Annotated in this window: 8 protein-coding genes; 5 read left to right on the forward strand and 3 right to left on the reverse strand. The window is 43.4% G+C overall.

Going from position 1 to position 20126, the window contains the following annotated elements; all coding sequences use genetic code 11:
* The first annotated feature begins 421 nt into the window (after positions 1-421).
* From F607_RS30230 to F607_RS0117305, 3 genes are all read left to right on the forward strand, one after another.
* Complete coding sequence (locus F607_RS30230) at positions 422-12391, forward strand: LysM peptidoglycan-binding domain-containing protein (protein WP_038291721.1); 11970 nt, start codon at positions 422-424, stop codon at positions 12389-12391.
* 15 nt (positions 12392-12406) lie between these two features.
* A complete protein-coding gene (locus tag F607_RS0117300; RefSeq protein WP_027709108.1) occupies positions 12407-12796 on the forward strand; it encodes a hypothetical protein in 390 nt (129 codons plus the stop codon).
* 251 nt (positions 12797-13047) lie between these two features.
* Positions 13048-13908: an ADP-ribosylglycohydrolase family protein gene (locus tag F607_RS0117305; RefSeq protein ID WP_027709109.1), complete on the forward strand. Its 861-nt coding sequence runs from the start codon at positions 13048-13050 to the stop codon at positions 13906-13908.
* A gap of 86 nt (positions 13909-13994) precedes the next feature.
* On the opposite strand, the gene F607_RS0117310 is transcribed toward F607_RS0117305, so the two are convergent.
* The 3 genes from F607_RS0117310 to F607_RS0117320 form a co-directional block, all read right to left on the reverse strand.
* Entirely contained in the window at positions 13995-15872 is a 1878-nt protein-coding gene (locus tag F607_RS0117310; protein WP_051311585.1) for a ricin-type beta-trefoil lectin domain protein, read from the reverse strand.
* 590 nt (positions 15873-16462) lie between these two features.
* Positions 16463-17044 carry a hypothetical protein gene (locus F607_RS32960; protein ID WP_027709111.1) on the reverse strand — a complete coding sequence of 194 codons (582 nt, stop codon included), beginning with the start codon at positions 17042-17044 and terminating at the stop codon, positions 16463-16465.
* A gap of 3 nt (positions 17045-17047) precedes the next feature.
* Positions 17048-18640: an FAD-binding oxidoreductase gene (locus F607_RS0117320; protein WP_027709112.1), complete on the reverse strand. Its 1593-nt coding sequence runs from the start codon at positions 18638-18640 to the stop codon at positions 17048-17050.
* A 654-nt stretch (positions 18641-19294) separates the two neighbouring features.
* Between F607_RS0117320 and F607_RS0117325 the strand changes: the two genes are divergently transcribed.
* Complete coding sequence (locus F607_RS0117325) at positions 19295-19756, forward strand: hypothetical protein (RefSeq protein WP_027709113.1); 462 nt, start codon at positions 19295-19297, stop codon at positions 19754-19756.
* Positions 19757-19905: 149 nt separating this feature from the next.
* Positions 19906-20126 (forward strand): transposase (locus tag F607_RS0117330; protein WP_027709114.1); only part of this gene is annotated, 221 nt, incomplete at its 3' end.

The raw sequence follows: 20126 nt of genomic DNA on the forward strand, positions 1-20126 counted from the left end.
AGTACATGTTAACACCATTGAAGGTTGTTGGTCATTACTACGCTCATGGTTAAGACCTCATCGAGGTATTTCTCAAGAAAAACTACCTTTTTATTTAGCATTATTTGAGTTTGTGTACAATATAAAGTGCCGAGGAAAAAGCTTACTTAATGATCTAATAGAGCTATTGATATAACCCCCTAGGAATCCATATAGAGCCAAATTAATTAATTCGGCAATAAAAACGTGGAGTGATAAAACTGAAGAAAGCACAACTTTAACCGTTATTAATCATAAGGAAGAGCAAAGCCCTTTTATTGTAAATCACCAGTGGGGAATTCGAGGTGATTTTGATAGGACAAATTTTGGAGGAAGGCCTCCACGCTATGAGTTATATCCTCAAATTGTTGCTCGAGGTAAAGGGTTTGCAATTGCTCCTGGTGTGGTAAAAATCCAAGATAATACCCCAACCACAGCGTCTCTTGTTCTCAAAGATTTACAAGGCAATATCGTTTCCTCTACTTCACTGACTTTATCTAAACCAAAAGAGTACCGCTGGAGCGTAAGAAGAGGTGGAGATAGTGATAACGAAACTGCATTTAGATACATTACAGTCAGAGACTGGAACGGACATGTTAATTTAGGGGAAGACATTCCACAAGGAAAGTATAAAGCTGAAGTGACAGTTGTTGATAATAATTATTATTGGGATTGGAGAAGAACTGATGGTGATCCACAATGGACTGAAAAAACAGAACTCGATATAGTCATTGGTACTCTCATTGATCCAACAAAAATCACCTGGCCTAAAGATCAACAACCAGAAGGTACTGTTGCAAAATTTTATTATCGTGATAAAGGTTTCACTGGTGGTTTTCTACAAGGTGATGTTAAGGCTGAAAATAACCAGCTTTCAGTCACCTTTGAGCGCGCATTTATTGGTGAAGTTGAATACCGCATTGAGTATATCAACCCTGAAACCAATGAAGTTGTTAAAAAAACCAGTGGTATTTTTCTTTCTGAAGATAATAAAACGACAACAGCTGCTTCCGTATTTCACAGTGGTGGTGATTGGGCAGAAAAAACCACTGGCACTGCGATTAAAGGCTATATTTCACGGTTAGATGCGGCTGATATTCAATACCTTGAAGCTAAAGTCGTTAATAAAAATGGCGAAGTTGTTTCTACAGCATTAACCCACCCTAGTTATATTACGCAGCAATTAGGACTATATGATGGCTCCGTTAATTTAAGTGTGGGTGAACCACTCACAGAGGGTGATTACCACATTACGATTACCCAACACTTTAAGGATAATCGACCAGCCCAAACTGAAACCTTTAATTATCAAATTGGTGAGCAACCTTATCAGGCGCAACATATCACTGTTGATGCCAAAGACCTTAACCTGCAATCAGATGAAAAACTTGTTGCTCATTACAGATCAGCCAACTCAGAAGACTGGCAAGCTATCCCCCTCACAACACAAGGCGATAAGCTACAGCTTGCGGTTCCAGCAACGGCACTGACCACAGGTGAGACATACCAGCTAAGGGTCCAATGTCAAAACGCTGCAGGTCAACCGCAAACCCAATTGCTGGGGAGCTTTAGCGCAGGACAAGATGCCAATGTGCAATTATCACATAGCCAGTTTAAAGCCAGTGCAGCACAACCTGGCACCAGTATAAATGGGTTAATTCCCACTAATTTACTTCCACAATTACAAGCCGTCAGTGTTCATGTCAAAGAAGCAGCCTCTGGCGCTTTGCTTACTTATGACGGTCCTATTTGGACATGGCTAGATCAACAGGCAGGTGGGCAGGTCAACATTAGCGATAATACCCAGCTGCCAGCAGGTGCTTACCAGCTCACCGTGACGTATCACTTTAAGGATGGTACCACTGAAACCTCCTCACCAACCACCATCACCCTCAGCGACCAAACCACAACTCGCGCTATCACCGCATTTACCCTACCTAAAACACTGGCGGGCATGGCGGTTCGCTATCGTCCCGTCAATGCTGATACCAATCATTCAGACACTAAATGGCAACAAGCCTTTATTCAGCTTGAAGCTGATCAAGCACAGCTCAAACTGACTCAACTGCACACAGCAACCACCTATGAGATTGAGGTGCTGGCAACAGGGCAACGACTATTAGCTACTACTCAACCAGAGACTGCAGATGGCTCAGCACTTGCAGGCACGCTTAAAGTGGATGGCCAAGGGCAAACGGAATTACAACTGAGACATTTGCTCACCAATGAACAGCCCCAGGTGACCCGACAGCTAAGAGATAGTGCAGGACGGGTCATTTATGCGGTTGATGCTATGGGCTATGTCACCGCGTATCGCTATGACCACTTAAACCGTGTTATTCAACAAACCCAACATGCAACCCCCTTGGTTAGCTCACTGTTGAATTCAGCTACCCCCTTAACCATCGCTGCGGTGACGGAGGTGCTAAACCACCAAACCCCAGCTGAAAAGGTGGCCAATCGCATGGTGGCTACTCGCTTTGATGCAGCGGGTCAGCAACAAGCTCAAGAAGTCTGGCAACTGGGTGAAGCGGCTGCAACCGGCATTTCTCCCGTGGTATTAACGGTTGCCAATAGCTTGCATCAACAAAGTGCTGAAGTTGAAAACCAACACTGGGAAATGCGCTGGATTAAACCTGATCCCTTTACGGAGCCTAAAGTAGAGCTTTACCCCGTAGAAGGTGGCTATGCCATTAAGCCCGGCCATATCAAAACAGTGGATGACAGCCCTGTTGGTGTCTATGTGGCCATTTACGATATGGCAGGTAATGTGGTTGATGAGTATGAATACACCCCCATGGGTGGCTTTGAAAACTGGAAAGAGAAGCAACCCGATGGCAGCATCACTGAAAAAGGCCGCTGGATCGTTCCTGAGTGGCAAGGACAAGTCAACCTGGCCAGAAAACATCTCGCACCAGGGCAGTATAAAGTCAAACTGTCGTTTATCGATAATCGCCATGACGAAGGCGATGCTGACATGTGGAGTGAAAACCAATGGACGACACTAGTCATTGGCGAACCCCCTAAAAATACTCAGGTCAGCTGGAACACCCCCAAACTCACTGGCGACTTTGCCACTACCTTCCGCTACCGCCCCGCGAACACTGAAGAAGCCTGGCGCAACAGTTCAGTCAGTCAACAGAATGAAAAGATTACTGCTGAGCTTACCCAAGCAGAAGAAGGCCGATTTGAATACCAGCTGGAGTATAAAGACAGCCAAGGAACGCTACTAAAACAGTTCACCGGCACCTTTGTGAGCCGTCCCAACAGCGTGCTGGTGGTGGAAAATATTACGAAGGCGCAAACCCTTAACCACCACAACCACCTGGGCCAACGTACTGCAGTGACAGATGCCAATGGCCATACCACCTTTTTTGCTTATGACGCAAAGGGGCAACTAACCCGTGAATTGCGGCCTACCACTGTCGATGCTGAAGGCTTAGACACCCATGGTCAACTCGTCGAGTACCAGTACGATGCGTTGGGCCGTAAAGTCTCGCAACGAGAGTTTGTTGACCCTGTATCGCTGGCTTCAGGCATTGCGCAAACCATTCCCGATACCGCAAAGGCACGCATCACGCGCTATCAATACGATGCCAGCGGTCAACTGTTAAAAGTCATTGGTCCAAGCTGGCACCCAGCAACGGCTGCCAAAGAGTCTGCCAGCAGTACCTCAACAACGGCCCCAACAACCGGTAACTCAACGAATTCCAGCGTTAAATTAACCATCAGTAATAGTGTATTACCCCAAAGCACTGAGGTTGAAAACCAACATTGGGAAATGCGCTGGCATAAGCCTGATCCATTCACTGAGCCTACCGTCGAGCTTTACCCCGTTGCAGGGGGGTACTCGATAAAACCAGGGCACTTAACCACCACCGATAACAGTCCTACTGGGGTTTATGTCGCTATTTACGATATGGATGGCAAGGTCGTAGACGAATATGAGCACACCAGTATGGGTGGCTTTGAATACTGGAAAGAAAAACAACCCGATGGCTCCGTGGTTGAAAAAGGCCGCTGGATTGTGCCTGAGTGGAATGGGCAGGTTAACCTCGCCCGCACTGAGTTGCCTGCAGGACGTTATCGGGTCAACGTATCGTTTTTGGATAATCGCCATGATGAAGCCGATAAAGCCATGTGGAGCGACTCCCAATGGGTTGAGTTAGTTATTGGCCAACCAGCTACCCCAAGCAAAGTAAGCTGGCAATTACCAGAAGCGCTTAAGGATACCCGTGTTCAATTCCGCTATCGCCCGACAGGTACTGATCAACCCTGGCAAACCAGCAACATCACGCGAGCAGATCAACAGATCACCGCGGAGCTGACAAAAGCAGCATTTGGAGAGTTCAACTACCAGCTAACCTATGTTGATGCCCAAGGTAACACTGTCAAGCAGCTTACAGGCACTTTTACCAGCCGCCCCAATAGCACACTTGTGGTAGGTGAAAATCAACCAACACCGAGTCCACAGCCAAGCCCTACACTAGTAGAACCCTCCAGTCCCATTGTAACTGCCCACCAGTATGACTTCCTGGGCCGACAGGTAAGTACTACTGAAGCGGTAGGCACTGATCAACAACGTACCACTCAGCGACAGTATGATGCCCGAGGGCTGAAAATTGCTGAAACACAAGCTGCAGGCCAAATGGAAGCGACAACCCAACGCTTTCACTATGATGCGTTGGGCCAACTAAGCGCGACCACTGATGGGCGTGGTAGTGCACTGGTTGATAGTGATAGTGCATGGGCATTGGCAGAACGTACACGCGCAGGCATTGTCGATGCACAAGACTATGGTAAGCGCGCCTCAGCATTGACGACTACAGAGCGCGAGCAACTACTAGCCCTGTACACCCAGCACCAACAGCTAGATAGCTTAGGTCGTAAAATCAGTCAAACGGATGCGAACGGCCATACCATTCACAGCCAGTTTGATGCTTTTGGTAATCTCATTCAGAGTACTGATGCCCGTGGTGCTGTTCGACACTTCTTTTATGATGCCAATAACCGACTCCAGCTAGAGGTAGATGCTGCGGGCTATGCCACGCACTATGCCTATACGGCCAATGATCATGTGGCTCAGAAGACCCGTTATCAACAAGCTCTGGATTTAGCACAGGTTCATCCACAGGCCGATGCCAGTAAGCTCATTGAGCAGTTGAATAATAGTGGTGTGCAGCAACAAACGCGCTTTGAGTATGATGCAGCAGGACGGGTTACCCTGGAGCATGATGGCACTTATCAACAAACCTACCAGTATGATGGTGTGGGTAATAAAACCGCCCATACCGATAAAAATGGTTATACCAGTTACTTTGAATACAACGCAGCAGGCCAGCTGACCCGCAAGCAATCCCCTAAGGTGCAGGTCGTTACTGATGCGTTAGCAGGCAAAGTTGAAGCCCAACACCTTATTACCACACATCGTTATGATGCCCTGGGCCGTAAAACCGCTACCACAGAAGCGGCTGGAACCGCCCTGGCCGCAACGACCCTGTATGAGTACGATGCCCAAGACCGGTTGATTAAAGAAGTATTACCCTCTCGCACCGTGCTCCAGCTTCAGACTAATGGCGAATCCCAAACACGCACCGTAAAACCTGAGCTAAGCCGAGTGTATGACTTAGCAGGTAACCTCATACAACACACTGATGGCAACGGCAACCGCACCACGTACTACTTTAATGCCGTTAACCAAAAAGTCGCGGAAGTCACTGCGAATGGTGTACTCACCGAGTTTGAGTACGATGCTGCCGGTAATATGATTCGCCAGCGTGTCTATGATGACCCTGTATCACTGCCGGTCGATCGCCATCAGCCACCTCAGCCCAATGCGAATGCTAGCTTTCGGGAAACCCACACCCAGTTTGATGCACAAAACCGAGAACTGGCGTCAACGGCTCAGCGAGGGCTTTTTTACAGTGCTGAACAAGGCTACTTTGAAGGGCAACAACGTACACAAAACCAGTTCGATGCGAATGGCAACCTGACGGTTAAGGTTGATGCTAATGGGCAACAGCAATTCACCTGGTACGATGCCAAAAACCAAGCCGTATTAGTGGTTGATGCAGCGGGCTATGTGACACAGCAAGCCTTTGATGGTGCAGGCAACCTCATTAAAAGCCATCGCTATGCGCAACCATTACCCCAAACACTGTGGCGATCCTTAACCGCTGACACCCCTTTAACCACTATAGAACAAGGGTTAACCCCCTCAACCAGCGACCGGATTACAACCCACCGCTACAATGCCCAAAACCAGCGTGTTGAAACACGATTACTGGGCATTCAACACAACGAGGTCTTAGCGGACGGTCAGTTACAGCAAGGGGTTGCTGACCAGGTCACCACCTATGGTTACGATGCCCTGGGTCACCAAGTACTGATTCGCAAGTTTGGAGAAATGACCACAGCCAATGGCGAAAAGCAGGTCGTCGGCAACGTTGAACAGCGCCAACAGCAGTTTGATGCATTAGGTCGCCAAACCACAGCCCAAAATACCCACTTTACCGATGCATCGGGTGCCCAGGTAACGCCCACAACCGTCGTTGGCTACAACGCCCTGGGCCAAACAACACTGCAAGTGCAGAAAGCCAATGCCAATACCGCCTCTTATGACTTGGCTGACCAGGACCTGATCACCCGTCACCACTATGATGCCGCAGGCTTACTCCGCAAAACGGTGGATGCCAATGGCGCCGCTATCGACTTTCACTATGATACTCAGGGTAATGTGGTGCGTAAGGATGTAATCCGCACACAAGCGGATGGTGCTCAACACACAGTTCAAACCCGTCTTGGCTACGACGCCCTGAATCGTGAAGTGAGCCGAATAGATGCGGAAGGCACAACCTATCAAACCCACTACAACAGCCATGGCCAGGTCACTGAAAAAATCATCAATGGTCAACAGCATGAGTTTTTTGAGTATGACCAACTGGGTCGGCTGGTAAAAACCAACCAGCAAACCGGGGCCACCCGTCTTTATGGTTATGACCAAAATGGCAATATGACCTTGCAAGTGGCTTCGGCGGGTGCCGATCTCAGTCAATTATCACTCGCTCAGCTGCGCAACCTCGACTTAAAAAGCGATACAACAGCGCAGCTGGCTGTGACCGTGCAACGTTACGATGCCCGTAACCAGCTCACAGACGTGATCCAGCCTGAAATGACCACCCTGATAAAGGATGCTGAGCTTACCAAAGTGGATCAAGTGGTCGAAGCAAAGCCCTTTAGCCGTGGGTCACTGGATATTCAGGGAGGTGAGCGGTTCCAGATTGATATCAAACTTTATGGCCGAGCACGACGCAGTAATTACCCCGCTATTCACTACCACTTACAGGAGTTTCATGTCAGCTGGCAAGGGCTGGAAGGCTACACAGGCAAACTTAAGGTTGACTGGAACTCAGGCTTCAACCCCAATGCTAAAGGCAGCTGGATAGTCGATGCAGCTGCAGGCACTGTGGGCGTGAATATGTATAGTGGTCACTGGTGGCGAAATGCTACAGCTGATGGCATGCACAATGATGGGATTTATTATCACATCAATGTGTATAAGCAAGATGAAAATCAGCAGTGGGAACTATTGACCAAACTGGATGACCGTTATCAGTGGCAAGGTGGCTACCACTCACGTGGTGGAGAAGCACATAGCTATCGTGACCAACAAATTCACCAGCTACCCCGCTTATTAACCCTTAAAGACCAGCCTCGCGATGCCAGTCGGGTTCGGCTCTATTATCGGCCCAAGCAAGAAGCAGACTACGCTGCACGCCCCTATAACGAGGAAAACTATAATCCCGCAAAATACACCCACTATGTGGATGGCTCCCGCCTTAAAGTGAATGAAACCACCAGTCGCTGGGGCTTTGATTTAACCAATGCCCCAGGCTTGGAAAAAGGTAAAGCCTATGAGTATTACTATGAGGTGCTGGATCATAAAGGCCGCTTAGCGAATCGGGCTGAGGGCATTATCAATTGGGGAGGATCTGATAACACCTCTGCCACACACAGCAATACCGGTCGGCCCCCCGTTAAGCGCAGCACGATGGACTACCTGATTGGTGAAGGTAAGCTGGAGCAGCATGCCATCCACCGTCAACAGCGCTTTAATGCCTTTGGTGAAATCATTGCTGAAACCGATGGCCTGGGTAATAAAACCGCGTTTAGCTACAACAAGCTGGGCAAACTGACAGAAAAGCAAAGTGCGGCGGTCAGTGTCACCCATGCCAATGGGTTTATTGAACAGCTACGGCCTACAACCCACTACCATACCGATCTACAAGGGCGAACGGTCGGTGTAACCGATGCCAACGGCCATACCAATACCCAACAGTGGTTGGAAGATCAGGTAGTAAAAGAGTTTCATGCTGATGGCGGCGTTAAACAGTTCCATTACGATGCCTTTGGTCGCAAGCAGCAGGAAACAAATGAGCTGGGGCAAGTCACTCAGTTCCACTATGACCATGCGGGGAATCTGCTTCATGTCGATCGCGCAGGTAGCAATGATGACCATTACACCTACGATGAAGCTGGCAACCGCACTAGTCATACCAATGCGTTAGGCCATAAAGAAACCTACCGTTACGATGGCATGGGTCGCGTTCGTGCACACACTGATAACCTGGGCCATACCACGCAGTATGATTATCAGTGGGATGCAGACATTGGTGCCGAACGCTTTGATGAAGCCACAGATGCCTATAAAAAACAGTCGGAGCATGCCATTGGTGGTTGGCGCAAAACCACTACCGATGCGGAAGGCAACCAACGCGTTGATCACCATGACCTGTATAACCGGATTCGTTTTCACCGAGATATGGGGGGCCGGCAAACCTGGTATGACTATAACCAGGCAGGCTGGTTAGTCGCGCAACGGGGTGATACCAAACTCAATAATGACAAGCATTTTGACCAGGAAATTCACTACCGCTATTACAACAACGGCTATATCAAAGGGATTGATGATTTAGGCATTAATGCCTTTGCTGAATTTCAGTACGATGCGAACGGCAACCTGACCTTTGAAGGTTATAGCTACAGTGATGCGGAACGCGGTCATGAAAAAGTCTACACCCAGCGAAGCTTTATCAGTTATGACGCCGCTAACCGCATTGATCATATTAAAGATGAGCAGTATGAGCTGCGTTATGAATATGATGCTGTCGGTAACCGACGTCGGGTCTTTAGCCGTTATCTACAGCCGAATGGCTTAACCGCCTCCCAGGACTTTTGGTACGCCTATGATGCGATGAATCGCTTCACCATCACCCAGGGTCAGTTAAGTGGTGAGCGCGCAACGGATAAGGCCAGCCATGCGGTTAACGTGGTTGCGGGCGATAAAGGCTATGCTGTCACCTATAACGCACTGGGCCAACGAACCTCTGCCCAGCATGGTCAAAATCACGAAGCCTATGCCTATGACGCCAATGGCTTTTTATCCACTACCCATATCAATGATGAGCTGCGGGCACGCCGAATTAATGATGCCGCGGGTAATGCCTCGGAGTATCTTGAGTACAAGTCTGACGGCAATCTGCTCAAGCACGTTCGCAATACCTACAATGCCAATAACCGTAAAACTCAGGAGCATACGGTTACTGATGGCAATAACACTGGCGTCAAATACAGCTTTGATAAAGCGGGCAATTTAAAGCAGTCCGTCACCTATGGTCGCGACCCTGAGTTGACCACCCGCTATACCTACGAGCTGTGGGATGACTACAAACAGAAGCAAATTGAGTTAAAAGCCAGTACCGATGCGGATCTGCAATATGACTGGGCACCAGGCTTCAGCTTTTTTGAATATGATGCGAATGGTCATGTCAGCATGGCGCGCGATGATTACCACCAGCGTATCTTCCGCTATGTGAATAACCATAAAGGCCAAGTACTGCGCCGTACGGAAAAAGGCGAAGGCTACCTGAAAACCCATAACTATTACTATGTGAATGGCTTAGGGGTAGGTGATGTCGGTGATGATGGCCCCTCTTACACCGACTACGCGACGCAACTGGCCTTATCCGAAGGGTTGCAGCGCAAACCCGATAAAATCACCCCGGTTTACAGTGCTGACTTTGATGCCAACTACCAGCCCATCAGCGCTGATTACCCTGCCCAATCGCCTGGCAGTTACACCGTCAACAAAGGCGATACCTTACAAAGTATTGCCCGTGCTTTATGGGGTGATAGCAGCCTGTGGTTTTTAATCGCTGATGCCAATGGTATCGAGGATCCACAAGCACTAAAGGAGGGGTTAGTACTTACTATTCCTAACAAAGTTACCAATATTCATAACAACAGCTCAACGTATCGTCCCTATCAACCTGGCTTAGCCCTGGGTGATACCAGCCCTACCCTGCCGGATATGCCGCCTCCCCCTCATAAAGAAGGTGCTTGTGGTGGAGCGGCTGAGTTGATCATTATGGTCGTAGCGATTGCGGCAGCGGCAATAGTGGGGCCTTGGGTTGCAGGCCTTATGAAAGGTATGGGCATCGTAGCAGCCATTGGCGCTGGTGCAGCCGCCAGCGTGGCTGCCAGTACCGCAGGCCAAATAGCTGGAATCGCTATGGGGGTTCAAAATGGCTTTAGTTTTAGCCAGGTTGCCAAGGCCGGTATACGCGGCGCAGTGGCCGGTGCTGTAACCTTTGGTGTTGGCGAAGGTTTAACTGAGTTGGCTGGCGATGGTGTGCAATGGGCCAAGCAGGCTAGCGACTTTTTGAATAATGCTGACAACTACTGGGCAAAAGAAGTAGTCGGTGATATTGCGAGTCAAAGTGTTGGCATGGCTCTAGGCTGGCAAAAGAAATACGACTGGCGTCAGACAGCAGTTGCAGGGGTTAATGGTTATATTGGGCAGAAATCCGGTTTAACTGCAGAGATGGAACGAGCCAAAGCTTCATCCTACGTTGAAGCACGTGCTCCAGCCTACTTCAAGAGCAGTATGTTACATGAGTTGGTGCAAACTGCTGTATATGGGGATGGTTTTGATTTTGCTAGAGCAGCAGCTGGAACTATTGGTCACAGTGTAGGTGGTGCGTATGGGAAGGATTTTAGTGAAAATATTCTTAACTCAAAAAGGGTTGAAGAAGCTCTAAATAATCTAAAAGTCACTGCTGAAATAACAGACCCTCGAGGTTACTTGGGTATTAATTCTAACCAAGCCTATGATGTATTAACTTACGAAGAATATCAGGATGTTAAACGTCAACGTGGTGGATTGTTTCCTGATCATGCAGTTTCATCGCTTCCACAAAACACTTTTTATCAGTTAGGTAGTGGGCAAGATCCATCTCTATTAAACCCTGAGGAAAATAATAATGACATTGATGGTGCTTATGCGCTGAACTTAATGGCGTATTCACAAGGACTTAGTGAGTTCGATGCTACTTATAATGATGGTAATGGATTTAGCAGACAATTTAAAAGAAGTATAGAAGGAAATGCGCTTTCTACATGGCAAATTACGCAAAATCTGCTCGGCTTAGGCCCTGATGGTTCTTTCACCAATACACTGTTTGGGATGGCGCAAGGAACAGTTAATGGTATTAAAGATGGTCTTTCATTAGGCTTAGCAATCCTTAGTCATAACAATGAAGAAATTGCTATAAGGGCAGCTAAAGAAACTGTCCCCTACCTAGATGCTTACATAGAGAATGGCTGGCAGGGAGCAGCAGGTCTATATACTGCAGAAGCCACATGGAATTTAGGATCAATGGCTGTTGGAGGTTTAGCAGGAGCCGGACTAAAAACCAGTATTCGGTTTGGGTTAAATAAAGCAGGTTTAAGACTACAGTTTCCCTATGAGTTTTCTTCTGGAACACTATATAGTAATGGCATTGACCCCAGTAAAATTCGTAGCCCACTGGTATTTGCTAATAAAACTCAACAACGACATTCTTCTTGGGCTGGTAATATCCAAAGTATTAATAATACAATGGGCAACTTGGGTATGAGGGCACTTAAGCAGTCAGGTGGTAACTGGCAAAAAGCTGAGGAGCTTCTTGGTAAGTACTCAGAAATGATGAACAAACGATTTATTTCAGTTGGTAGCTCAAAAAAGTCTGTAAGAGAAGCTGCAGCTTATAATAATAGTGCAATAGGTAAAAGATTTGGTATCAGGGCTCCGTCATTTGATGAAAATGGAAATCATATCCCTGGCACATCGCGAATTGACCTAGGAGTTATCTCTACGGCCCTTCCTGGCAATCCAATAATTTCTGGTATAGATATAAGTTATAGTTACAATAAGTTATTCAAACTCAACAAATATAAAAATGCTTTTGGTGAAATTCCAATGGCAGACGTTAGATATGCTAGAGACTTGTCGTTAAAAAATAATGAAATAAAAGAATACATAATATGGTATTAAGTTTAGAGGGTATATATGACAACTTTTGAACACAATGTGTTAAACAATTGGAATGACCTGAATTGGAAGCATAATTTCTTAGATGAGGTCGTCAGGCATTTATCAAAAACTGGTGACTTAGAGGCTTATTTTGATATTTTAAATATTATAAAAAAAACCTTATCTGAGGAAGAAACCGTAGAAATATATCGAAGACTCCAATCGTCTAAAAGGCCTACCTTCGAATGGAAAGATGACTTCATTAAAATTTTCTCTATTACTGATCAAAATATTTTACCTCCTCCTATAATGGATGAAGAGGAGGCCAGAAAAAAAATGGTTGAAGGCAGAAAAAAAGCTGAAGAAAAATTAAACGAGGAATTATCTAGTTTCAAAGGAGATATAAACGGAGATATCCCTTTTTAATTAAATAACATAGAAGCCACTATTTAACTAACGTTAAACAATAGGCAGCAGCAATAAACCACCCTGCTGCCTATAATTTTATTAAACCTTAGTTGGATGTGGAAGAATGACGAGCCCTCGGAGCCGGCTAGTCAATAAGGCAGATACATCACACAGTATATTCAAGAAAACCAGTAGATTTTTTTTAGCGATGATAACATAGTCGACATTTTCAATGCTTGACCAGTTAAAACAAGGTATCAATTTACATCATGTTGACAGAAATTGCGGTAGCTGATGCATATGGGGCAGGTTTTGAGTTTTCTTCTAAGGAAAAAATTGCTAGATATAACGACCTAAGTAGTTACACAACGCATGACTTATATGATATGCAAGGCAAATATACTGACGACACTCAGATGTCTATTGCAGTTGCTGAATTAGTACTTTCTAAACCAGCTTGGTCAGAAAGGGATATTGCATCAAAGTTTGTAGAATGCTTTAAAAGGGATCCTCGTAAAGGCTACTCTAAAGGTTTTTATAGTTTGCTGCAGGAAGTAGATAGTGGGGATGACTTATTACTCAAAATCAGAAATAACAGCGATAGAAACAGTGCTGCAATGAGGGCTGTACCACTAGGTGTAGTTAAAGACAAAGATGAGTTGATAGCAAAAGCTAAAATGCAAGCTGCTGTCACTCACAATACAGACATTGGAATAAAATCAAGTTGCGCTGTAGCATTGGCAGCACACTTTGGTATTTATCAGAAAGGACAGCTCTCACAACTAAAAACATTTTTAGAAAGCACATCATTTTCAGGGTGGGACTATGACTGGTTTACAGAAGTTTCAGTAAGTGCATTCGATACAGTGAGTGCAGCCTTCAGTTGTTTGCTAAGTTGCCAGAGTTTGAAAGGGTTGTTAAAAAAATGCATCTCCTTAGGAGCTGATACTGATAGCGTTGCATCTATTGCTGTTGGCTTAGCGACATGCTTTGAAGAATATGACAAAGCGCTACCTCTTAATTTGATAGAAACCCTTGATGAGTCAGTATATGGGTTAGATTATTTAAGTGCTCTGGATAAAAAATTAGTTGAATATACACATAGCGGAGGGGTTTCAATTACAGAATAAAGGCTACCATAAAAATAGCAGCCTTTTAACTTTTAGTACTTTATTGTAATACCTTCTCAGGGAGAAAGCCTAATAGATATTAAAAACTACCGCCAAGACCAGGTCATATCATCGTCAGCTGTGATCATAACTTGCCAGCTAGTTGGATCGTAGGTTAAGGATAAGTCGAAGTTAGCTAAATTGCGTAAATAATTTCCATTCCACTGCCAACGCTGGGCACGACTATTATTGCAGCGTTCAATCACTAGTTTTCCACCCTCGTTTATTTTTGCTGTGGCACACATATTGGTTGCATGAGCAGGACGTAAACGACCATAACTGTCTTGCCACCATTTTTGGTTATTACCTGAATGGCAATCCCAAGCAAGAATTAAGTTACCATCAGTAGTGCCACTATCTGCTACATCCATGCAATATCCATCACTCGATACTATTTCTCGCCAGGTGTCACTTGGTGTATTACTATCCTCAGAGGCACGAGTAAATAATTCGTTTACTACTGATGTGAGTGGCTGACCATAGCGAGAGGCTTGCTTCGCTTTATTTTTCCATTTTTCAGGGACGGATTGGCCTACACTCCACTTACCTGAACCGTTCTGCCAGGATTGCGCCATAGCATTGGGTGTTGGTGTCCATAAGAAATCGGGATGGCGATTACTGTACCACTCTCCACCTAAGATTTTACCTTGGTCATTTAATTCTAAGTCATAGTAATAACTGACTCTGGTAATACCATCATATTGGGGGCTATCAGTACGACGGTGGGTGGGGTTGGTTTCTACGACATAAGACACATCCATTCTTACCCCAACAACATGGGTTGACTGGTTGCCACGGTAATTACTAAATTTATCTTTAGTATAGCTAGATAGTGGAATAGTGGCTGCTTGAGCAGAAGCATAAGTCGCGTTGGTCTGGGGATTGAAATAAGTGACTTTATATGACTGAATAGGTTGGTTCCAAACCTGATAATCATAAGTAGCATCCATAATTAAACTACGACCAGAGATGCCTATTTGGTTAACCACTGAAATATGCCAACTCCCTGGATTAGTGTCAAAACACACATTATTAATTATTCTACCATTACTATCCCGTTCAGGATTTTTTATATTACAGCGGCTACCAATAAAACGGTTATCAAACCTGGCATTAGCCCATAGTAAGGTGGCTAAAGCTTTAATGTCAGATGGATACAAAGTAAGATCTTCACCACTGGCATCTTTAACATTTAACGTTTTTATGGGGCGAGGTAGCATGTAAGCTGCAGGAGCCCAGCCATGGCATAACCCCATCCACCGTTCCACTTTGCCACTACGCTCATAATAGCCTTTGCCACTATTCCAAGCATTTGTTGTCAGAGTGAAACTGGAATCGCCCATCAGCAGGTCATATTTTTCAGCGGGGGATAAATTATCCCGTGCCTGTCCATAATAGGATGAAACAGGTTTAGTCACATAGCTGAAGTCCCAATAATCTTTCCAATTACTCGGTGATGCACGCCATAAGTCACTATCAGCATAACGCCATGCCGCAGCACCTGAGTAAAGAGGCCAATAAGTATCTGACCAAGGCTGCACTTCAAGTGCACGTTGTTTTGGTGCTTCGTTATCAAGCGTATATAAGTTACTAATAACATTGTTACCTAAATCTACTAATCGTGCAGGGTTATCATTGCTATAATTTATAGGTGCTCTTGGAATGTCTAATCGAGCACTGTTTCCTCTCATAATTTTTTGTCGAGCTTGATCTTTATATTGAATATAATTTCTGTTATTAACAGCTGTATCCGAAAATAATGTGTTAGCATGTCCTGTTTTAGGGGGGAGCTGATCCATTGTGGCCGCAGGATCTTGATGAAACTGATTCATATAAGTGTCTATTTCTTCATTTACGCCTGCCAATAACCAAGTAGGAGACATTGCTAATGTTAAAGCTGCCAGCCGTAGCGGTTTGTTAATCATGAGTATTCCCTTGCCTTTTTTATTTTATTTAAGTTCAATTAAAGCGATTGATAATCTTAGTGAGTCAAGATTACATTTTTATAGTCATAGATAAAAAAAGAAACACTTTAGATTAAAAATAAATTATTTAACATTTCTGGCAAGTATGGGAGGGCATTATTTGAAGGTGACTCTTGATGAAAATACTTTAGGTATCTCTTTATATAACTATTTAGTAACTTTTCACTTTTATTTTGAATTATACAAAAAGTGTATTCTTGGTTTCTACTACTTTTATTGTTTACTGAACCTATTTCATAAACTAGTTCAGGTATTAAAACCCGTGTTTTTCTTTACCCAAAGCGAAGGGTTATTTAGGCGAGGCCACCGAGCGATGAAGCCCCAGGAGTTTAGATAAACTAAATGACTGGGGTGGCAGTTAAATGCTCCTCGGCAATAGCGCCTGCATTGCTCTACTATATAACATCCATGTCATTATGCATAAACTGCATTCACACCACCCTTGGTGTTCAAGAGCGATGGTAACAAAGCCTAAAAATCATTCGCTAAGAGTATAGCTACTTTGGAGTACCAAGCTATACATTAATAAACTAAGCTTCACTCAAAAGTTTACGCCTAAATACAGTTAGTTTATTTTTCAATGGCTTAACAAACCAATAATTGCCGACAACAAATAGCGTCAACCAAATCATATGTCTTCTTGTTCCGAAATACATTGAGCACCAAGGAGCATGTTTAATAGGTCCCTCATATACAACATTTGGAATTACTTTTTTTTGCAAACTAGCTACTTTTGGTTCTACTGAAGCTCCCATCATAAAACGCTTACCTAGCATACAATAGTCGTAAAATGTGACTATATATATTATACCGCGTCCAAACGAATTTAGACCTCTATTCATCCAAATACAACATCCTTCTACCATATTATCTTTTGGAGGAATATTACATGTATCAAAACGTTCTGAAGGTATGTCTGATAAATAGCGATGAGGGATATTTCCGTTTAATACGTAACCTGCAATAGGGTTTCCATGCTTATCATAAAAAAAGCGTACAATGGATGCCCTTTTTAGATATTCAATATCAACGTGATTGCTAGAGCTTTCATAATAAAGCTTTTTAAAAAGTTCGATTTGAGCATTATCCTTTGCAATTTTTGTTGATATCACTTTTTACTCCTTAAACTCATAACGTCCTGGTGAAATGATATTATTTTTATCTACAGATTTTTTAATTATTTTTCGTAGCCAAACCGCCCCAGTCTCGTAATGATATTGGTCAAGCGGCATTTCATCGACTGCACGTCGATAAGGTATCCATTTATTTTTAGAGTAAAGCTCCCTTAAACTCTCTACTAGTTTTTTAGCTTTTTGTGTTTCTTCTACACTACTTGCATCATAATAAACACTGATAATTGCCTGACAAAGCATTGATGTTACAGCTGTAAGCGTAACGGCTAGCTCAAAGTTATACTTATTAAACTCTTGTTCAGTTAAGCCCATGAACTTTTCAACGTCAGCCCCTAGCATTGGTAATGAAGGTGCTACCCACATAAATCCACAACCATTTTCAATTGGGTCAATATCAGTTCTGGGTGTAGACTGCTTATTACGCCAATAACATCCCTTGAGAGCAACATTATTAGGAATGCCTTCAAAGATTCCCATAGCGTGGTATATATCTTCAACATTACTATTTATAGTATTTATTTTCGGAAGCCATTTTACATGTTTAGCCAGCCAGTTTGTTATTTTATTAATTCTATTTAATGTTGAGTATGAGATAATATAAACTTTAGCAATACCTTTTAATTGTCTTTTTATCCTTTTTGCTTTTGCTTTTGCTACCGATGAGCTTCCTAAAATCGCAAATGAAGACATCCAAGGTGATAATTTATATTTTTTCAGGAGCTCTGCTAACTCTTCTTCAGTAAATGTTGAGTTCGAACTTTTCCGGTCAAAATCAAACTGGTGGAAAATCCCTAACATTCTGTAGTGATTACCAATATGAGGTAGTGCCGTAATAGTTTGCTCAGCTTTTAATAGCCGCATTGCATCAATATACTTTGATATTGATGATTTGTGGTTAAGCTTGATAATGCATCTTAAACTTTCTTCTTGTCTTGCAACTAACTCCAATCGTATACCAACAACAACACCAATATTATTTTGTGTAAATAGTTCATGTAGACCTGCACTGAACCCCACTCTTCCAATGAAACGTCCTGGTGTTGTCAAGTCACAAACATCTCCATTAGCCATTACTACCTTAGTAACAGCAAAATGTCTTGTTCTATATCCTAATGGAGAGTGTCCAAATCCTCTTTCCAATATATTACCGATTATACTTGTATCAGGCCCAGCCCCTGTACAATCCATCATCCAATTTGTGTTTTCGAGAAATTTCGCTAATTGGCCCTGGGTTACTCCAGGCTCCACCTCAACAGATCCAAGCTCAGCATCAAAATTACTAATCTTATTCAGCTTTTTTAAATTAATAATTATGCAGTCATTGACTGGCGGACAACTTCTACCATAACCCCAATTATTGCCACATGAAACAGGGTAAACCGGTATATTATTTTTATATGCATCACTTATGCATTTTCTTAATGACTCTACACTCTCTGGATAAATAATGCCTTTTATAAGTCTGTTGTGTTCCGCAATACCACTAATACTTACTTTACGAATAGCATCATCGTTATCAATAAGATTTTTACCGAATATTTCTCTTATACTGTGAGTACTACTACTTCCAACCAAGATAAATCCCTTATCTGCTTATTATTAAAGCACTTATTAAGTTACTACAAAATTAGTCACGAATGATTTCTAGGTTTTGTTATCTTCTTTCCTCACCCCAATCTCCAATTAATATAGGCTCATGGGGCTACGTCACTCGATGGACGCACCTAAAAACCATTCGTATTGGGTATAGATTCATGCTTATTCATTAATCGCTGCACCAGCAAAAAACCTTGCTAAGAAGCACACATCATTAATTCAAAACAAACTTAATTAAAAACAACTAAAATATCAACAAACATTGTAGTAACCACTATACTTTATTAATCTATATACTACAATTTTAAGACACTACAGTTCCTATCACCTCTGAAAGCTATCAATCATATAACATAAATTATTTTTAAAGATATAAACTTAACCAGTACTGCCCAACAATCTTACTAAAGATCATATCACCATAATTGGTATTTATAATTTTTTATAAGTGACTAATAATTATTCAGAACAGAGTTTGTGTTCAAAGCGCTTAAACTATGAAAATAAACTGTATGATGGGCATTGTTATAAGCATCTAATGCATCAAGAAAGCCTTGATATTGAACAAAATATACTCTAAAGTTCGCGCTTATGTTTTTGGCTATAAATCGATCAACCTATAGAGTTTAAACTGTGAAAATTGGTGTAGTTGGCTTTAGTAAGCGGCAGTTTGATCAAAAAACTGCTCGTGCTTTACTTAAAAATGAAATTAGTGGAATCATGAGTAAAACTGACTCTTCAAATATTGAAGTGGTCAGTGGTCTTACAAATACGGGCGTTCCAAAAATAGCTTATGAAATTGCTGTTGAGTTGGGTTTGACTACTGTAGGAATATCAGCCAAAAGGGCTTTAAGCGTAAGAAGTGGAATCTTCCCTTGTGACAAGCAAATTATTGTTGGAACAAACTTTGGTGATGAGTCTGATACTTTTATTGAATACATTGACTATTTGATACGGATAGGCGGAGGACCGCAAAGCAGAAAAGAAGTTACTATGTTTAAGGATAACAAACAGCTTTCCTATAGTGAACTTTCCAACCGCTTGATTGAACATGAAGTAGAATGGTATGGCCCCCAAAAACGCTACACAACCTGATATTATGAACAAAGCTGCTATACAGTTTACTGTGAATAACAGCTTTGTTCTTATATTGGCCCTCACGAATCATTGTTTTAGAGACTGTAAAAGATTCTGTGTAACCGCCTATTCTTAATGTTAACAATGTATAAGGATAGGCCATTATGGTGACTCAAAAAGAACTCGAAGCCTTTGCTAAAAAAGCCGCCAAGGGCATTAAAACAGAAAAAGACCTCAATCAATTTGCACAAATGCTCAAAAAGGTCACGATTGAAACAGCTCTTAATACAGAGTTAGAAGAATACTTAAATGATAGCAAACAAGCCCAACCTACCGAAAAAAACAGTCGAAATGGCTACTCCTCAAAGCAGTTAAAAACGGAAGATGG

This window comes from Zooshikella ganghwensis DSM 15267 (assembly GCF_000428585.1).
Lineage (GTDB): Bacteria > Pseudomonadota > Gammaproteobacteria > Pseudomonadales > Zooshikellaceae > Zooshikella > Zooshikella ganghwensis.

Coding starts and splice junctions, on each gene's coding strand:
- F607_RS0117300 (WP_027709108.1), top strand. CDS start 12,407: ATGACAACTTTTGAACACAATGTGTTAAACAATTGGAATGACCTGAAT.
- F607_RS0117305 (WP_027709109.1), top strand. CDS start 13,048: ATGTTGACAGAAATTGCGGTAGCTGATGCATATGGGGCAGGTTTTGAG.
- F607_RS0117310 (WP_051311585.1), bottom strand. CDS start 15,872: ATGATTAACAAACCGCTACGGCTGGCAGCTTTAACATTAGCAATGTCT.